At 55.5% G+C, this 19,498-nt stretch carries 7 protein-coding genes and 6 rRNA genes; 4 read left to right on the top strand and 9 right to left on the bottom strand.

Going from position 1 to position 19,498, the window contains the following annotated elements:
- Positions 1 to 291: 291 nt before the first annotated feature.
- Entirely contained in the window at positions 292 to 2,268 is a 1,977-nt protein-coding gene (locus tag PT279_RS00760) for an FTR1 family protein (RefSeq protein WP_277164513.1), read from the bottom strand.
- Positions 2,269 to 2,554: 286 nt separating this feature from the next.
- On the opposite strand from PT279_RS00760, the gene PT279_RS00755 reads away from it, so the two are divergent.
- From PT279_RS00755 to PT279_RS00745, 3 genes are all read left to right on the top strand, one after another.
- Positions 2,555 to 3,262, top strand: a complete 708-nt coding sequence (locus tag PT279_RS00755; protein WP_277164510.1) for a hypothetical protein — start codon at positions 2,555 to 2,557, stop codon at positions 3,260 to 3,262.
- Positions 3,259 to 3,582: a transcriptional regulator gene (locus PT279_RS00750; RefSeq protein WP_277164508.1), complete on the top strand. Its 324-nt coding sequence runs from the start codon at positions 3,259 to 3,261 to the stop codon at positions 3,580 to 3,582. Before PT279_RS00755 ends, PT279_RS00750 begins: the two co-directional genes overlap by 4 nt.
- A 206-nt stretch (positions 3,583 to 3,788) precedes the next feature.
- On the top strand, positions 3,789 to 4,661 hold the full coding sequence (locus PT279_RS00745; protein WP_277164506.1) for an alpha/beta hydrolase: 873 nt from the start codon (positions 3,789 to 3,791) through the stop codon (positions 4,659 to 4,661).
- A 570-nt stretch (positions 4,662 to 5,231) separates the two neighbouring features.
- Here the strand turns inward: PT279_RS00745 and rrf (PT279_RS00740) are convergent.
- The 8 genes from rrf (PT279_RS00740) to PT279_RS00700 all read right to left on the bottom strand — a co-directional run bounded on the left by rrf (PT279_RS00740) (position 5,232) and on the right by PT279_RS00700 (position 18,243).
- A 5S ribosomal RNA gene (rrf, locus tag PT279_RS00740) occupies positions 5,232 to 5,348 on the bottom strand.
- Positions 5,349 to 5,513: 165 nt separating this feature from the next.
- A 23S ribosomal RNA gene (locus PT279_RS00735) occupies positions 5,514 to 8,581 on the bottom strand.
- Between the two features lie 419 nt (positions 8,582 to 9,000).
- A 16S ribosomal RNA gene (locus tag PT279_RS00730) occupies positions 9,001 to 10,524 on the bottom strand.
- The 16S, 23S and 5S rRNA genes sit together here, the layout of an rRNA operon.
- A gap of 1,027 nt (positions 10,525 to 11,551) precedes the next feature.
- A complete protein-coding gene (locus tag PT279_RS00720; RefSeq protein WP_277164504.1) occupies positions 11,552 to 11,815 on the bottom strand; it encodes a type II toxin-antitoxin system Phd/YefM family antitoxin in 264 nt (87 codons plus the stop codon).
- Between the two features lie 203 nt (positions 11,816 to 12,018).
- Entirely contained in the window at positions 12,019 to 12,465 is a 447-nt protein-coding gene (locus PT279_RS00715; RefSeq protein WP_277164502.1) for a GNAT family N-acetyltransferase, read from the bottom strand.
- A 485-nt stretch (positions 12,466 to 12,950) separates the two neighbouring features.
- Positions 12,951 to 13,067 (bottom strand): 5S ribosomal RNA (gene rrf / locus PT279_RS00710).
- Between the two features lie 165 nt (positions 13,068 to 13,232).
- Positions 13,233 to 16,300: ribosomal RNA gene (locus PT279_RS00705) — 23S ribosomal RNA — on the bottom strand.
- 419 nt (positions 16,301 to 16,719) lie between these two features.
- Positions 16,720 to 18,243 (bottom strand): 16S ribosomal RNA (locus PT279_RS00700).
- Between the two features lie 912 nt (positions 18,244 to 19,155).
- Between PT279_RS00700 and PT279_RS00695 the strand changes: the two genes are divergently transcribed.
- Complete coding sequence (locus PT279_RS00695) at positions 19,156 to 19,461, top strand: hypothetical protein (protein ID WP_277164500.1); 306 nt, start codon at positions 19,156 to 19,158, stop codon at positions 19,459 to 19,461.
- Positions 19,462 to 19,498 lie beyond the last annotated feature (37 nt).

Here is a 19,498-nt window from a genome sequence, read left to right as displayed (position 1 = left end):
TTTGGCATCAGCAATTTTGAAACGAGTTCGGAATAGATTTAGCAGAGGCTTGAAATACAGACACCAAGCGAAATCAGAAGTCCTGCAACGCGGACTTCATCTACGATCCGTTTATCAACCTTGCTATCAAACACGTTTTCCAAATCGCTATTTTGGAAACTTTCATGCGGGTGTTTCCATTGAGCCAGCGGTTTCCGCCATATTCGCTGCCTTCCCATGGCACTCGGCAGCTTCGGAAATCACGGACCACATGGCGCCTGTTAGGTGAGGAATGGAATTTTCATTATTCATTTACACCATCGCCTCCTTGCAATCAGAAGGTTGAGCAGCCTTCACCACCTTTTCATGATGCTTACGAATACCGAAAACAACGAACAGCACGATAATCACCACTGCAGCGATAATCTGCGCGACAATCGTTTCGGTATACGGATACAGACCGAGCCATTCGTTGGTCGGCATACTCGCCAGATAGGTTCCGTTGATGGCGTCGCCTTCAATCAGCGAGTGCACCCCGCCGCCGGCAAACGTGACAGCCAAAACGGCGAGCAGCGCCGAGGTGATCAGGAAGAACGGATGCAGCGGAATGTGTACTGAAGTGTATCGAATCAGCACAAAGACGAGAACCAGCACGACCGCGGCCGCCAAGCCGCCGATCCACATGCCCTTCGAATCCTTCGTCATCGAATAGACGCTTTGATAGAACATCACCGTCTCGGCACCTTCGCGGAAGACGGCCAGGAAGCTCAGCATCGCGAGCGACACGACGCCGGCGAACGTCAGCGAATCGGCCGCGCTTACATCGGAAACGGCCTTCTTGGCTTTGTTCCCGATATAACTTTGCCACGCGTCAACGTCGGATTTCGAGAGCATCCAGTTGCTGGTGTAGACGAGCATGCACATCGCAATGAGCGCGACCACGCCCTCCATGTTCTCCTGCTGTGGCCCGTTGCCGTTGAAGAACACCGCGAAGAGCACTGCCATCAGTCCTGAGCCAATCAGGCCAACAACAACGCCGAGATAAATCCACTTGACGAGTTTCTTGTTATCGCTTTTAAGCATGTAGGCAATGATGGCCGCGACCACCAACAGTGCCTCGAGCCCTTCACGTACCAGAATCAGGAATGACTGCCCAATTGAGCTGGTGGCGAATTTCGTGACACCGTTGACCTGATCTTCGGCACCGCCATCAAGTTTCTTGGCGTCAACATTGAGGTTGGCCTTGAGCTCATCGGCCTGCTTCTTGATACCGGCAGGTGCATCCCCGCGCACCATGGCCTTGCGCAGCTCCTTGAAGCAGCTTTCCATATAAGAAACGCGAGAGCCGGAAATCGCGTTCATCACGTTCTTCTCGAAACCGAGCTTTTCATAGTACTGGTAGTAGGCCTCGTTGACTTTGTCGGCACCCTTTTCGCCGTCACCGGCTTTCGCCGCAGCAACACCCTGATCGATGACCTTGCCCATCTGCCCGGCGACCTCAAGCCAGGTGCGGTTTCCCTTCCCGTAGAACTTGGTCTTCTTGTTCTTCTGCAGCACCTTTCGCTGTTCCTTGACCGTCTTCTCGATCTGGGCTGCGTAGGCCTTGGGCTTGGCGAGAGTCGGACTTGCATCGAGTTGCCCGGCAGCCGTATTGAGTTCGTTGGACAGCGCCGAAACCTGCGCGGCCAAATCGGCCCCGTGCCCGTCGCTATACGTCAGTTGCTGCACGGCTTGGAACTGAGCCATCTCACTCTGCTGACGATCCGCACCAAGCATCTCTTGCACAGCCCTGCTGAAATTGGAGGCGGTGTATCTTGTCGAAACAGCGCTCATCTGCGAGGCGGCCGTAGTCCTGTCCCCGGACGCATAGGTGCTGTTGACTTGAGCGAGCCCATTGCCAAAATCCTTGGCGACCCCGCTCCAAGTGTTATCCTCCGCGGTAACGGTATCCGCCGCGGGCTGCACCGAGTGACCTTGATTCGCAGCGGTTGTATCAGACTCGAAAACATCCGTCTTGACTACCGAACCACGAGGTTGCGCCCGACCCTCAACAGCCTCTCCTTCATTGGAGTACGCACGTTCTGCGGTTGCTTGATTACTTTGTACTAGCTGATTTGCTTCGACTAGGCTATCTGAATCATATGAAACATTCGAACTTACGGCATTTGAAGATTTGCCATCCCCTGCGATTGCAGGGTCCTGCGGCACCAGCAACGACGCAATCATCGCTAGTACCGCCAACAATGGCAACAATGCCACAAACTTGGCCAGCCTTGTCTTCGCACGCATTAGCGCTCCGCTTCACTCTATTCCGCGACAGTCTTATGCCGTAGTGTCTCCAAATAGAGTAAAGGAAAACGAGAAAGAAAAAAAGACTTGTTTTTTTAATTTTTTCATGGTATGAAACGCTAGAATTTCAACTTTTTTGTGAAACTTATCTAATTTATATAACAACGCACATAGGCCAAGGGACCCCAATAAACAAATTCAAATTTGACAAATTAGGTTTATATCATAAACTACTTTGTAGTTGCAACAATTTATCAATAGTCCAGTTTCTTGAAAGGCATTCGCAATGCTAGAAAACAAACCCTCAGATAATGAACAAATCCCGAATCCAGCCGACGCTCTGAATATCGTGAAGTCGCAACGGAAACGAACAAATCTGGCCAGGAACCAAGGATCTTATATTCATTTTGGCATCTGGGGAGCCGCTTGGCTCATCGGTTACTCGGCGCTCGCCTTGGGAACCGCGCCTCTCACAGACGGCGACACCAGTACCAGTGCATGGTCGTTTATCATCTTCGCAATCGTATTGGTATTGGCTTTCGTCGCTTCCTGCCTTCTGAACGTGCGAAACGCGTCAGGTATCCGCTCCGAAAACCCGATGTTCCATTATTTCAAACGAATGGGGAAAATGGCCGGTTGGTCATATCCCTTTGCGTTCCTCTTCAGTATGTGCGGCCTGGCGATATTCGCAGATAAATACGGTACAGGGAACACTGAAATGTCGGTACTCTACAACTTCGTAGTGCCGCTGATACTCGGACTCATTTACTGGCTCCAGGGTGCGATGTACAACGACCGTACACTATCCATCACCGGCGTATGGATGATGGCACTGAGCTGGAGCACCATTCTGGCAGGAATCCCCGTAGGATATTGGGTTATGGCCTTGCTCGGCGGCGGCGGACTGCTGATTGCCTTTCTTGCGGCACTGGTGCTAGCACACCATCGAGCAGCCGATACCGTTACCGACCTCAATCAGGAGCAGGATGCATGAGTGAACAACTCAATCCCATCATTCATGCGCCTTCGCGGCTGCGGATCATGACCACACTGACCAGCCTCAATGACGATGAATCATTGTCATTCTCGAAACTCAAACAACTCCTGAAAATGACCAATGGCAACCTCTCGGTTCACCTGACCAAGTTGGAAGAAGCCGGCTACGTTTCCATCGACAAAACTTTCGAGGGCAGAAAACCGGTAACTTACGTTTCCGTGACTTCGGCAGGCAGAAGCGCATTCGCAACGTATTTACACGATCTTCAGGCTTTATTGAAGCCAGCCACGGGTGAATCGGAACCTCCGAAGAGATAGATAAAGACGCAATCAATATGCCAGGTTATATTCGTTTTGTAGATGAGCGAATATAACCCGGCATCCCTATAAGGAAGATGGACGATGGCACATATCAGCGACGAGATGATCGATCCGGAATTGCGCAGCACCGGAAAAATAATCCGACGCACTTGCCGTATTTCACACCCACGTCCATTCATTGGGCGAATCGCGCGACACGTCTATTGAACGGCATCAACTACACCCATTTACATTATGAACAGCAGTATCTCCGTCGATCTGACGGAAGCAAACTTCGCATCTGCGTCTATCGGCCAAAGACAAAATTTGCTTACGAAACCGCCAGCGCTGATTCATCTTCTGTTCCGGTTCCCGGCATCCTATGGATTCACGGCGGAGGATTCGCCCTTGAATCGCCTGAACTCGAAGTTTTTTATTTTCAAAAGATAGTGGACGCCACCAATGCCGTTCTCGTCGCTCCCGATTATCGCAAATCCACCGAAGCGCCGTATCCTGCAGCTCTTGAGGATTGCTATTGGACGCTCCTGTGGTTGAAAGACCACGCAAAGCAACTGGGCGTTCGCTCAGACCAATTGGTTGTCGTAGGGGCCAGTGCAGGCGGCAATCTTACAGCCGCCGTGAGTCTCTTGGCACGAGACCGGAAAGACGTGAATATCGCGTTTCAGGTGCCGATCTGCCCCATGTTGGACGACCGAGAGACGCCAAGCTCATACGCCAACGATGCTCCGGTATGGAACACCGCCTCAAATCGCTTATGCTGGAATATGTATCTAGGCAATCGAAAGGTTCCCTGCAATGTGCCAGCATACGCTGCTCCAGCCAGAGCTCAGGATCTAAGCGGATTGCCGCCGACATTGAGCTATGTGGGCGATATCGAGCCGTTCTACGATGAAACAGTCACCTATATGAATCGTCTCGCCGCAGCCGGCGTGGAAACGAGGTTCCGCGTCTTCCCTGGTGCGTTCCACGTCTTCGACGCGTTGGTGCCCCACGCTGGAATCTCTGAAGATGCAACCAATTTCCTTTTGGATGGTTTTCTATACGGAATTAGGCACTATTCCGCTGTTCAGCATTAAGATTGCACCGTTGACAAGGGATTGAATCCACACCGTCGGCGGAGTGCTGGGGCTGATACGGGCCGTGCCTCCCCTTCCGCGCACCCCGAACCATTGGCTGCCCATTCTCGGTCTAGTCTTGCGGTGATTCCCCTATTCCGATGCTCGCATAGGCGGTCGGGATGACGGGTTGCGGGCCGGAAGAGTCGGTTGGGGATCGATGTTCTGGGGCCATGACCCCGAACCGCAGGTATCGCCGTCCTCACGCCCGGGTCGCCGATGAAGCAGGACGGCGTTCTCTAAGGGGTCTCCCGGGCACTCGGGGCAACCGTCCCCGGTGCCCGGGAATATTCCCGTGGCGATCGTTGGGACTGGGTCTGGCGGGTTTCGCGGCGTCGGGGACGACGGCGCGAGACGCCTGCTCCCGAAAGGCCGGACCCCGGTTACGACCGGCTCCTTCGGACTGTGGCCCGGAACAGCGGAGGCGTTCCCGGGCCGGGCGGCGGCGCCCGCGGGACCGGTTTTGGGCGGGGTATGGGAAAGGCCCCGGGCGGATCGTGTGGATCCGGCCGGGGCCTCCTGTGAAGTGTGATGCGGCGGCGGGCTACTCTCCCACACCCTGTCGGGTGCAGTACCATCGCCGTGCCAGGCCTTAGCTTCCGGGTTCGGAATGGGACCGGGCGTCTCCCCTGGGCTATGGCCGCCGCAAATCTTATATTATACGCGGAACACGAAGGAACCGCGGGAAGTGGCGGCTCGGGAACCGGAAAGCGGACGCGGATAGATGCATTGAATCGAGTCGTGTCATCACAGCGCTAGTGCTGTCTGATGTCATTCGCAGAAGATGCCTCACGTCCCATCCGAAAGGATGGAAGTGTGATTGCCTTTCGGCCGTTAGTACCGGTCGGCTCCGCCCCTCGCGGGGCTTCCACGTCCGGCCTATCAACCAGGTGTTCTCGCCTGGGGCCTACAGGGACTCGAAGTCCCAAGGAATACTGATCTCGGAGCAGGCTTCCCGCTTAGATGCTTTCAGCGGTTATCCCTTCCGAACGTAGCCAACCGGCCGTGCCGCTGGCGCGACAACCGGCATACCAGAGGTTCGTCCACCCAGGTCCTCTCGTACTATGGGCAGGTCTCCTCAATATTCCAACGAGCGCAGAGGATAGAGACCAAACTGTCTCACGACGTTCTGAACCCAGCTCGCGTGCCGCTTTAATCGGCGAACGGCCGAACCCTTGGGACCTGCTACAGCCCCAGGATGCGACGAGCCGACATCGAGGTGCCAAACCATCCCGTCGATATGGACTCTTGGGAATGATCAGCCTGTTATCCCCGGGGTACCTTTTATCCGTTGAGCGATGCCGCGCCCGTGCGCCGGCACCGGATCACTATCTCCGACTTTCGTCCCTGCTCGACCCGTCAGTCTCACAGTCAAGCCCGCTTGTGCGATTGCACTCGACACCCGATTGCCAACCGGGCTGAGCGGACCTTTGAGCGCCTCCGTTATCCTTTGGGAGGCAACCGCCCCAGTTAAACTACCCGCCAGGCACTGTCCCTGACACGGATGACGTGTCGAGGTTAGACATCAAATGGAGACAGAGCGGTATTTCACCTTGCGGCTCCACGATGGCTGGCGCCACCGCTTCGAAGCCTCCCGCCTATGCTACACAGTTTCCACCTAATGACAATACCAAGGTATAGTAAAGGTCCCGGGGTCTTTTCGTCCTTCTGCGCTTAACGAGCATCTTTACTCGTACTGCAATTTCGCCGAGCTCCTGGTCGAGACAGTGGGGAAGTCGTTACGCCATTCGTGCAGGTCGGAACTTACCCGACAAGGAATTTCGCTACCTTAGGATGGTTATAGTTACCACCGCCGTTTACCGGGGCTTGAATTCACCGCTGCCCCCTCACGAGGAGGGATGACGGATCCTCTTAACCTTCCGGCACCGGGCAGGCGTCAGTGCATATACAGCGGCTTGCGCCTTCGCATGCACCTGTGTTTTTGGTAAACAGTCGCTACCCCCTGGTCTGTGCCACCCCCCGCAGCTCCGGGCGCGAAGCCCATCACCGCAGGGGGTCTCCCTTATACCGAAGGCACGGGAGTGATTTGCCGAGTTCCTTGACCAGGATTCGCTCGATCGCTTTGGTATTCTCTACCTGACCACCTGTGTCGGTTTGCGGTACGGGCGCCGCAGCACCTCGCGCCGAAGCTTTTCTCGGCAACGGAAACCACCGGATTCGGCCCCAACGGGCCCCACCATCGCGCCTCACCCACATGCACCGCGGATTTGCCTACGGTACGGGCTGCACGCTTGGCCACGGACTACCACCGCCGCGGCCGGCTCTTCCATTGCGTCACTCCTGCGCTGGCCTACCGGAAGGTCTGTCCCAACCACCACACGTCCGGCACCCCGAAGGGAGCCATCGATGCGGCGGGAGGTTAGTACCCGACTTTCGGTCTTGACGGTCCTGCGCCGGTACGGGAATATCGACCCGTTCGTCCATTCGACTACGCCTGTCGGCCTCGCCTTAGGACCCGACTCACCCGGGGACGATGAACGTGGCCCCGGAACCCTTGGTCATCCAGCGGACGGGATCCTCACCCGTCTCTCGCTACTCATGTCTGCATTCTCGCTCCCGCACGGTCCACGGCGAGCTTACGCTGCCGCTTCACCCCGTACGGGACGCTCTCCTACCCAGTATCAAAGATACTGCCGCGTCTTCGGTGGCGTGCTTGAGCCCCGCTACATTGTCGGCGCGGAACCACTAGACCAGTGAGCTGTTACGCACTCTTTCAAGGGTGGCTGCTTCTGAGCCAACCTCCTGGCTGTCTATGCGACTCCACATCCTTTCCCACTTAGCACGCGCTTCGGGACCTTAGACGACGATCTGGGCTGTTTCCCTTTCGACGACGGAGCTTATCCCCCGCCGACTCACTGCCGCGCTATAGCGCCACGGGTATTCGGAGTTTGGTTGCCCTCGGTACGCGATACGCGCCCTCAGGCATCCAGTAGCTCTACCCCCCGGGCGAACCACACGACGCTGCACCTAAATGCATTTCGGAGAGAACCAGCTATCACGGAATTTGATTGGCCTTTCACCCCTAGCCCCAAGTCATCCCCCCAGTTTTCAACCTAGGTGGGTCCGGTCCTCCACGCGGTCTTACCCGCGCTTCAACCTGCTCAGGGCTAGATCATCCCGCTTCGGGTCCAGGACAAGCGACTCAAACGCCTTTTGAGACTCGCCTTCGCTACGGCTCCCCCACTACGGGTTAGCCTCGCCACTTGCCACTGACTCGCAGACTCATTTTTCGATAGGCACGCCGTCACCCCTCAAGGAGGCTCCGACGGTTCGTAGGCGCACGGTTTCAGAAACTATTTCATTCCCCTCCCGGGGTGCTTTTCACCTTTCCCTCACGGTACTCGTTCGCTATCGGTCAGACAGTCATATCTAGGCTTACCCCACGGTCGGGGCGGATTCACACGGGATTCCACGAGTCCCGTGCTACTTGGGAACCTGGATCGGAAGGCAGCGCGCGACCGGCTACGGGGCCATCACCCTCTACGGCCGGGAATTCAATCCCGTTCGCCTAGCACGCCGCTTTATGACTTCCGCCGGACGCTCCAGCATCCGGGCACCAGGCCCCACAACACCCGCCGCGCAACGCCTGGAGGCTATCACACGCGGCCGGTTTGGCCTGATCCGCTTTCGCTCGCCACTACTCACGGAATATCCTTTCCTGCAGGTACTGAGATGTTTCACTTCCCTGCGTACCCCCCGCACGAATGCGGTGCCGGCCCATACGGCCGGCGGGTCCCCCCATTCGGAAATCCTCGGATCAAAGCCCTGTCGGCGGCTCCCCGAGGCCTATCGCGGCCCCACACGTCCTTCATCGGTACTGTCTGCCAAGGCATCCACCATACGCCCTTACCAGCAACACACACCCATACAGGCTGCATGCCGCAAGGACCTTCTGCGAAAAACTCTGGACAACACATCATCACACTAAAATGATCACAAAACGATCGACCAAATCCCCAATTAGAAAATCGGAGACCGGTCTTAAAAATTGCATCTAACAAAGCAAGAATCATATCTTGCTCGCGTCCACTATCCAGTTCTCAAGCCACCACGCGCGACCGCATCAAACGCCCCATCCGGGCCGCCGTCAACGGAAGGCATCGAATCGCACCGACCAGAGGTCGGGGTGGCGATCCGGGAGCCCAAAAGCATGCCCATACGACTTCGTATGCGTAAAGCTGTGATTCTCTGATCTTTTCCACACCAGCAGGACCACACCAGGGAACATCCCCGGCAGGCCCGACACCGGATGCCGAACAGCATCCTGAATTCTCCGTAGAAAGGAGGTGATCCAGCCGCACCTTCCGGTACGGCTACCTTGTTACGACTTAGTCCCAATCACGAGCCTCACCTTAGACGGCTCCGCCCCAAAAGGGTTCGGACACCGGCTTCGGGTGCTGCCCACTTTCATGACTTGACGGGCGGTGTGTACAAGGCCCGGGAACGCATTCACCGCGGCGTTGCTGATCCGCGATTACTAGCGACTCCGCCTTCATGGAGTCGGGTTGCAGACTCCAATCCGAACTGAGACCGGTTTTAAGGGATCCGCTCCATGTCGCCATGTCGCATCCCGTTGTACCGGCCATTGTAGCATGCGTGAAGCCCTGGACGTAAGGGGCATGATGATCTGACGTCATCCCCACCTTCCTCCGAGTTGACCCCGGCGGTCCCTTGTGAGTTCCCACCATAACGTGCTGGCAACACAAGGCGAGGGTTGCGCTCGTTGCGGGACTTAACCCAACATCTCACGACACGAGCTGACGACGACCATGCACCACCTGTGAACCGGCCCCGAAGGGAAACGACATCTCTGCCGCGATCCGGAACATGTCAAGCCCAGGTAAGGTTCTTCGCGTTGCATCGAATTAATCCGCATGCTCCGCCGCTTGTGCGGGCCCCCGTCAATTTCTTTGAGTTTTAGCCTTGCGGCCGTACTCCCCAGGCGGGATGCTTAACGCGTTAGCTCCGACGCGGAACCCGTGGAATGGGCCCCACATCCAGCATCCACCGTTTACGGCGTGGACTACCAGGGTATCTAATCCTGTTCGCTCCCCACGCTTTCGCTCCTCAGCGTCAGTAACAGCCCAGAGACCTGCCTTCGCCATTGGTGTTCTTCCCGATATCTACACATTCCACCGTTACACCGGGAATTCCAGTCTCCCCTACTGCACTCAAGCCCGCCCGTATCCGGCGCAGACCCATCGTTAAGCGATGGGCTTTCACACCAGACGCGACGAACCGCCTACGAGCTCTTTACGCCCAATAAATCCGGATAACGCTTGCGCCCTACGTATTACCGCGGCTGCTGGCACGTAGTTAGCCGGCGCTTATTCGAAGGGTACACTCACTCTCGCTTGCTCCCCAACAAAAGCGGTTTACAACCCGAAGGCCTTCATCCCGCACGCGGCGTCGCTGCATCAGGGTTCCCCCCATTGTGCAATATTCCCCACTGCTGCCTCCCGTAGGAGTCTGGGCCGTATCTCAGTCCCAATGAGGCCGGTCGCCCTCTCAGGCCGGCTACCCGTCAAAGCCTTGGTGGGCCGTTGCCCCGCCAACAAGCTGATAGGACGCGACCCCATCCCATGTCGGTAACCCTTTCCCGCGATCACATGCGATCACGCGGAACACCCGGCATTACCACCCGTTTCCAGGAGCTATTCCGGAACATGGGGCAGGTTGGTCACGCATTACTCTCCCGTTCGCCACTCTCACCACGGTGCAAGCACCATGGATCCCGTTCGACTTGCATGTGTTAAGCACGCCGCCAGCGTTCATCCTGAGCCAGAATCGAACCCTCCACAAAAAAATTGCAGAAAGCCGTTCAACGACTCTCATAATAAATAATTGACGGAACCATTCCATAAGGGGGAATGGTCCACACTAAAAACCTCGACACGAATTAAGCCCCCTAGGGCACCCCGAAAGGCACGCGCCGAACTGGCAATCAAAAAAAGCTTTACAATAAAAGTAGTACAGACACACTCTTGAGTTCTCAAACCACCACCACACCAACAACTTCAATCAATCTCGTAGATTTGTTGTCGCCGTCAGGCAGCAAGTAGATAACTTACACGAGGTTGCCCCTGAGCGCAAGTCCTGTTCGAACAAAAGGTCAAAATTCAGTGAAATTTCAACGTTTTGTCGGCGTGTTGAAATTACGAGTATTAATCATTTTAAGACTGTTTGCTGTTTATAGAATTCTGAAAAATAACCAGAAAATATGTCAATCCGGCCGTTATCGGCGTGTCATCCTTAGCACGGGCGCGAAACGGTCATCCTTTATGGGTAAGCAACCACAACCGACATCAGCAAAGTTTTGATATCCAATAGCCTTGGTACCTAAGCTAGCGACCATCAAAACCGATAATGGACATTATGTTCGGCTGTTTTGCAGAATTTAGATCGAACATTTTTAATAACAGCGACACTGCTCAACTTGAACTTAAAACAAATCTGCTGCATTACTAAAATCGAAAACAGCCTAAGACATTAATCCTGTCTCGAAGCAATAGATACCTCGCCTATTGCACGTGCGAATTCATATGCTCATCGAAACTTACACTCCGAACTTTATTCATAGTGACTCCAGGCTGCGTAAATGGTTACAGTCTGCGTATCGTCATTGATATCGTAAACCACACGATGCTGGCTGTTGATTCTGCGAGAATACAAGCCTCGACTTGTCGGCTGAAGCTTTTCGAATGATTGGGTCGGCTGATAGGGGTCGGACTTCAAATCTGCCACTACTTGCATAAATGACTGCTGGAGATGTGAACGCTTGAGTTTTTTAAGATCGGATTTTGCCGAATTCTTGATCACGACGCGATAGGTCACAGCGTATCCCAATCAATATCATCAATATCCGTGGCTCCGCTATCATCGGCACGACGCTTTTCAGCCGTAGCAAGAGTCCCCGTGTTTTCCAGATAGAGCGTCTCCATAATCGAATTCCAATCGGCACGATTGACTACCACTGCTTCCTCATCCTTGTTGCCTCGCGCAGGAGAGATTACTATCGGCTTGCGCTGAACATTGACATCTTTGAGGATCTGATACAGGTTCTTCCTTGCCGCCGTAGGTGTATAAGTATCCATTTTTGCCACCTAAAATAAAGTCTTGTTGCTATTAACGTACGTTGTACAAGTACGCTTAATCATGAGTGTAGCATATTTTGTTTCACCTATAGAATTTTTAAAACATGACTTCCGATCCAAGAAATTGACAATTCTGATGAGTAATAAAAAATTCAGCTCTGGAGAGGTTAAAAGTCTACATGGCGTTTAAAAGATTTCCTGGTTCAACCGCAGATAGGGCGTTCCATCACAATCTCGCCATCGTCGATTGCACCGGTAGGGACGAACCCTGATTTACGGTAAACATGTTCTGCCAATGCGTTGCCAGGAACATAGCTCAAACGTAGGCCCACGAACCCATCTGTTCGAGCTCTCTCGGCCAATAATTGAATCGTTTGGGAGCCGTATCCGTGATTGACATATTCCTCCGGTATCAAAATTCTCCATATATCCCGAATATTTTTCGTCCGATCGTCATGGGTCATAGTGAAACCGACCAGCTCGTCGTCATCGTAGACCGCCAGGGGACGAACGGTATGCTCGTCACGGTAGAGCCAAGCTTCAGCAAGCGAGATACTGTTTGGTGCTACATACTTCTCGCCCTTGGGCCGATGCATGCTCAGTATCTGGTAAAAGTTCGATTCATCGATATCACGCAGTCGTACAGTCATAACTCGATATTATCCGAACATTGAAAAACACTACAACCATGATTCGAGTTAGGAAGACATAAGCGGCATACAAACTTTGCTAGTTAGAAAACTGAAATGAAGACGTGGCTGATTGGACCATACGGGTTGTCAACACATACACGCCTCGGATATTGTCCTAGTTAGTGTTGTTAAGGCTGCTGCAGTCGTGCAAGAATCTGAGTCACATATCGGTTCCGCCTTAAAACGGACATCCTGATAAGTCTCTGTCGCGGCATCGTTGGGACTGGGTCTGGCGGGTTTCGCGGCGTCGGGGACGACGGCGCGAGACGCCTGCTCCCGAAAGGCCGGACCCCGGTTACGACCGGCTCCTTCGGACTGTGGCCCGGAACAGCGGAGGCGTTCCCGGGCCGGGCGGCGGCGCCCGCGGGACCGGTTTTGGGCGGGGTATGGGAAAGGCCCCGGGCGGATCGTGTGGATCCGGCCGGGGCCTCCTGTGAAGTGTGATGCGGCGGCGGGCTACTCTCCCACACCCTGTCGGGTGCAGTACCATCGCCGTGCCAGGCCTTAGCTTCCGGGTTCGGAATGGGACCGGGCGTCTCCCCTGGGCTATGGCCGCCGCAAATCTTATATTATACGCGGAACACGAAGGAACCGCGGGAAGTGGCGGCTCGGGAACCGGAAAGCGGACGCGGATAGATGCATTGAATCGAGTCGTGTCATCACAGCGCTAGTGCTGTCTGATGTCATTCGCAGAAGATGCCTCACGTCCCATCCGAAAGGATGGAAGTGTGATTGCCTTTCGGCCGTTAGTACCGGTCGGCTCCGCCCCTCGCGGGGCTTCCACGTCCGGCCTATCAACCAGGTGTTCTCGCCTGGGGCCTACAGGGACTCGAAGTCCCAAGGAATACTGATCTCGGAGCAGGCTTCCCGCTTAGATGCTTTCAGCGGTTATCCCTTCCGAACGTAGCCAACCGGCCGTGCCGCTGGCGCGACAACCGGCATACCAGAGGTTCGTCCACCCAGGTCCTCTCGTACTATGGGCAGGTCTCCTCAATATTCCAACGAGCGCAGAGGATAGAGACCAAACTGTCTCACGACGTTCTGAACCCAGCTCGCGTGCCGCTTTAATCGGCGAACGGCCGAACCCTTGGGACCTGCTACAGCCCCAGGATGCGACGAGCCGACATCGAGGTGCCAAACCATCCCGTCGATATGGACTCTTGGGAATGATCAGCCTGTTATCCCCGGGGTACCTTTTATCCGTTGAGCGATGCCGCGCCCGTGCGCCGGCACCGGATCACTATCTCCGACTTTCGTCCCTGCTCGACCCGTCAGTCTCACAGTCAAGCCCGCTTGTGCGATTGCACTCGACACCCGATTGCCAACCGGGCTGAGCGGACCTTTGAGCGCCTCCGTTATCCTTTGGGAGGCAACCGCCCCAGTTAAACTACCCGCCAGGCACTGTCCCTGACACGGATGACGTGTCGAGGTTAGACATCAAATGGAGACAGAGCGGTATTTCACCTTGCGGCTCCACGATGGCTGGCGCCACCGCTTCGAAGCCTCCCGCCTATGCTACACAGTTTCCACCTAATGACAATACCAAGGTATAGTAAAGGTCCCGGGGTCTTTTCGTCCTTCTGCGCTTAACGAGCATCTTTACTCGTACTGCAATTTCGCCGAGCTCCTGGTCGAGACAGTGGGGAAGTCGTTACGCCATTCGTGCAGGTCGGAACTTACCCGACAAGGAATTTCGCTACCTTAGGATGGTTATAGTTACCACCGCCGTTTACCGGGGCTTGAATTCACCGCTGCCCCCTCACGAGGAGGGATGACGGATCCTCTTAACCTTCCGGCACCGGGCAGGCGTCAGTGCATATACAGCGGCTTGCGCCTTCGCATGCACCTGTGTTTTTGGTAAACAGTCGCTACCCCCTGGTCTGTGCCACCCCCCGCAGCTCCGGGCGCGAAGCCCATCACCGCAGGGGGTCTCCCTTATACCGAAGGCACGGGAGTGATTTGCCGAGTTCCTTGACCAGGATTCGCTCGATCGCTTTGGTATTCTCTACCTGACCACCTGTGTCGGTTTGCGGTACGGGCGCCGCAGCACCTCGCGCCGAAGCTTTTCTCGGCAACGGAAACCACCGGATTCGGCCCCAACGGGCCCCACCATCGCGCCTCACCCACATGCACCGCGGATTTGCCTACGGTACGGGCTGCACGCTTGGCCACGGACTACCACCGCCGCGGCCGGCTCTTCCATTGCGTCACTCCTGCGCTGGCCTACCGGAAGGTCTGTCCCAACCACCACACGTCCGGCACCCCGAAGGGAGCCATCGATGCGGCGGGAGGTTAGTACCCGACTTTCGGTCTTGACGGTCCTGCGCCGGTACGGGAATATCGACCCGTTCGTCCATTCGACTACGCCTGTCGGCCTCGCCTTAGGACCCGACTCACCCGGGGACGATGAACGTGGCCCCGGAACCCTTGGTCATCCAGCGGACGGGATCCTCACCCGTCTCTCGCTACTCATGTCTGCATTCTCGCTCCCGCACGGTCCACGGCGAGCTTACGCTGCCGCTTCACCCCGTACGGGACGCTCTCCTACCCAGTATCAAAGATACTGCCGCGTCTTCGGTGGCGTGCTTGAGCCCCGCTACATTGTCGGCGCGGAACCACTAGACCAGTGAGCTGTTACGCACTCTTTCAAGGGTGGCTGCTTCTGAGCCAACCTCCTGGCTGTCTATGCGACTCCACATCCTTTCCCACTTAGCACGCGCTTCGGGACCTTAGACGACGATCTGGGCTGTTTCCCTTTCGACGACGGAGCTTATCCCCCGCCGACTCACTGCCGCGCTATAGCGCCACGGGTATTCGGAGTTTGGTTGCCCTCGGTACGCGATACGCGCCCTCAGGCATCCAGTAGCTCTACCCCCCGGGCGAACCACACGACGCTGCACCTAAATGCATTTCGGAGAGAACCAGCTATCACGGAATTTGATTGGCCTTTCACCCCTAGCCCCAAGTCATCCCCCCAGTTTTCAACCTAGGTGGGTCCGGTCCTCCACGCGGTCTTACCCGCGCTTCAACCTGCTCAGGGCTAGATCATCCCGCTTCGGGTCCAGGACAAGCGACTCAAACGCCTTTTGAGACTCGCCTTCGCTACGGCTCCCCCACTACGGGTTAGCCTCGCCACTTGCCACTGACTCGCAGACTCATTTTTCGATAGGCACGCCGTCACCCCTCAAGGAGGCTCCGACGGTTCGTAGGCGCACGGTTTCAGAAACTATTTCATTCCCCTCCCGGGGTGCTTTTCACCTTTCCCTCACGGTACTCGTTCGCTATCGGTCAGACAGTCATATCTAGGCTTACCCCACGGTCGGGGCGGATTCACACGGGATTCCACGAGTCCCGTGCTACTTGGGAACCTGGATCGGAAGGCAGCGCGCGACCGGCTACGGGGCCATCACCCTCTACGGCCGGGAATTCAATCCCGTTCGCCTAGCACGCCGCTTTATGACTTCCGCCGGACGCTCCAGCATCCGGGCACCAGGCCCCACAACACCCGCCGCGCAACGCCTGGAGGCTATCACACGCGGCCGGTTTGGCCTGATCCGCTTTCGCTCGCCACTACTCACGGAATATCCTTTCCTGCAGGTACTGAGATGTTTCACTTCCCTGCGTACCCCCCGCACGAATGCGGTGCCGGCCCATACGGCCGGCGGGTCCCCCCATTCGGAAATCCTCGGATCAAAGCCCTGTCGGCGGCTCCCCGAGGCCTATCGCGGCCCCACACGTCCTTCATCGGTACTGTCTGCCAAGGCATCCACCATACGCCCTTACCAGCAACACACACCCATACAGGCTGCATGCCGCAAGGACCTTCTGCGAAAAACTCTGGACAACACATCATCACACTAAAATGATCACAAAACGATCGACCAAATCCCCAATTAGAAAATCGGAGACCGGTCTTAAAAATTGCATCTAACAAAGCAAGAATCATATCTTGCTCGCGTCCACTATCCAGTTCTCAAGCCACCACGCGCGACCGCATCAAACGCCCCATCCGGGCCGCCGTCAACGGAAGGCATCGAATCGCACCGACCAGAGGTCGGGGTGGCGATCCGGGAGCCCAAAAGCATGCCCATACGACTTCGTATGCGTAAAGCTGTGATTCTCTGATCTTTTCCACACCAGCAGGACCACACCAGGGAACATCCCCGGCAGGCCCGACACCGGATGCCGAACAGCATCCTGAATTCTCCGTAGAAAGGAGGTGATCCAGCCGCACCTTCCGGTACGGCTACCTTGTTACGACTTAGTCCCAATCACGAGCCTCACCTTAGACGGCTCCGCCCCAAAAGGGTTCGGACACCGGCTTCGGGTGCTGCCCACTTTCATGACTTGACGGGCGGTGTGTACAAGGCCCGGGAACGCATTCACCGCGGCGTTGCTGATCCGCGATTACTAGCGACTCCGCCTTCATGGAGTCGGGTTGCAGACTCCAATCCGAACTGAGACCGGTTTTAAGGGATCCGCTCCATGTCGCCATGTCGCATCCCGTTGTACCGGCCATTGTAGCATGCGTGAAGCCCTGGACGTAAGGGGCATGATGATCTGACGTCATCCCCACCTTCCTCCGAGTTGACCCCGGCGGTCCCTTGTGAGTTCCCACCATAACGTGCTGGCAACACAAGGCGAGGGTTGCGCTCGTTGCGGGACTTAACCCAACATCTCACGACACGAGCTGACGACGACCATGCACCACCTGTGAACCGGCCCCGAAGGGAAACGACATCTCTGCCGCGATCCGGAACATGTCAAGCCCAGGTAAGGTTCTTCGCGTTGCATCGAATTAATCCGCATGCTCCGCCGCTTGTGCGGGCCCCCGTCAATTTCTTTGAGTTTTAGCCTTGCGGCCGTACTCCCCAGGCGGGATGCTTAACGCGTTAGCTCCGACGCGGAACCCGTGGAATGGGCCCCACATCCAGCATCCACCGTTTACGGCGTGGACTACCAGGGTATCTAATCCTGTTCGCTCCCCACGCTTTCGCTCCTCAGCGTCAGTAACAGCCCAGAGACCTGCCTTCGCCATTGGTGTTCTTCCCGATATCTACACATTCCACCGTTACACCGGGAATTCCAGTCTCCCCTACTGCACTCAAGCCCGCCCGTATCCGGCGCAGACCCATCGTTAAGCGATGGGCTTTCACACCAGACGCGACGAACCGCCTACGAGCTCTTTACGCCCAATAAATCCGGATAACGCTTGCGCCCTACGTATTACCGCGGCTGCTGGCACGTAGTTAGCCGGCGCTTATTCGAAGGGTACACTCACTCTCGCTTGCTCCCCAACAAAAGCGGTTTACAACCCGAAGGCCTTCATCCCGCACGCGGCGTCGCTGCATCAGGGTTCCCCCCATTGTGCAATATTCCCCACTGCTGCCTCCCGTAGGAGTCTGGGCCGTATCTCAGTCCCAATGAGGCCGGTCGCCCTCTCAGGCCGGCTACCCGTCAAAGCCTTGGTGGGCCGTTGCCCCGCCAACAAGCTGATAGGACGCGACCCCATCCCATGTCGGTAACCCTTTCCCGCGATCACATGCGATCACGCGGAACACCCGGCATTACCACCCGTTTCCAGGAGCTATTCCGGAACATGGGGCAGGTTGGTCACGCATTACTCTCCCGTTCGCCACTCTCACCACGGTGCAAGCACCATGGATCCCGTTCGACTTGCATGTGTTAAGCACGCCGCCAGCGTTCATCCTGAGCCAGAATCGAACCCTCCACAAAAAAATTGCAGAAAGCCGTTCAACGACTCTCATAATAAATAATTGACGGAACCATTCCATAAGGGGGAATGGTCCACACTAAAAACCTCGACACGAATTAAGCCCCCTAGGGCACCCCGAAAGGCACGCGCCGAACTGGCAATCAAAAAAAGCTTTACAATAAAAGTAGTACAGACACACTCTTGAGTTCTCAAACCACCACCACACCAACAAACAATCTCAACTCTTAGAGGAGAAGTTGCCGTGTTGAGCAGCAAGAGATAAATATACGCGGAAATCGGATTATGCGCAAGTTGAAGGGTGCAAAAACCTTAAGAACCGTTGCAACGATGCGGTTCTTTCGGCGTGTCATTATAGGCGTATTGCACCTTTACGCGTTATTCTAGCCCGTAAATATCAAGAATCAAATCGACATAATTCTTTCCCCCCGGCGTGTCAAAACGAAAATGACAAAAACAAATAATTACACGTTTTTGAGACCTTTCTTCTCTGTTTTGGATATTGAGATAAGCCAGCTGGCATCGAAACATACTTCCGTTACTCAGCGATAAACCCACACAGCAACTCAGCGCTCCCGTACACCAGATTCGCAATCGATATGGTACCGGCCGATTCACCAACATCAACTTCCAGGAACGCTAGCGCTTGCCTTATTGCGCGCCCCGTGTTCAAGACATACATTTTTCCGCCCCATCCCTTGTTGCTTATCCTTTATCGGCCATAACCCAGCACAGTTTCGACAAATCATCCATGACGAAAGATCTACTTCATAAAGGACACCTCATAAAGCGGAGCAACAGGAGCTTGGCTCATTGGCAGCAAACGGGCAACGACGATAGATGGCCCGGTTATACTGTCTGCTATGAGCCCCAGAAAACACCGACACAAACTCCATTTGCCTTGGTGGGCATATTTGCTGGTGGCATTGCTGCTTGACGTGGAATGGGGCGCTGCCCTCATACTCAGCGACCGATTCGATAAAATTCCATATGCGATAGCATCGTTGGTGGGTATGGCTTTAAGCATTGCATCTATTTATTCGGCCGGCGAGCGAGTCGGAGAGGAGCACCCCAATCATTCAGTTGCCGGTCTTCTATCCATCCTTAATATTTTAGTGGTGGTATTCATTACTATGCACGTTGAAATTCCGACAAGATTTCTCGTCTTCATAGCAGTGGCGGCGCTTCTGATTTTCCTGACGTTATTCTGCTTGCAATAGCGAGCCGGCAAAAGCCGAATTCCGTAAGAAAATCGAG

The sequence above is a fragment of the Bifidobacterium sp. ESL0784 genome (assembly GCF_029433295.1).
In the GTDB taxonomy this organism is placed as follows: Bacteria; Actinomycetota; Actinomycetes; order Actinomycetales; family Bifidobacteriaceae; genus Bifidobacterium.
The sequence above is the reverse complement of the archived record's forward strand: the minus strand, read 5'-3'. Positions and strand labels throughout refer to the sequence as shown.

Coding starts and splice junctions, on each gene's coding strand:
- PT279_RS00760 (WP_277164513.1), bottom strand. CDS start 2,268: ATGCGTGCGAAGACAAGGCTGGCCAAGTTTGTGGCATTGTTGCCATTG.
- PT279_RS00755 (WP_277164510.1), top strand. CDS start 2,555: ATGCTAGAAAACAAACCCTCAGATAATGAACAAATCCCGAATCCAGCC.
- PT279_RS00750 (WP_277164508.1), top strand. CDS start 3,259: ATGAGTGAACAACTCAATCCCATCATTCATGCGCCTTCGCGGCTGCGG.
- PT279_RS00720 (WP_277164504.1), bottom strand. CDS start 11,815: ATGGATACTTATACACCTACGGCGGCAAGGAAGAACCTGTATCAGATC.
- PT279_RS00715 (WP_277164502.1), bottom strand. CDS start 12,465: ATGACTGTACGACTGCGTGATATCGATGAATCGAACTTTTACCAGATA.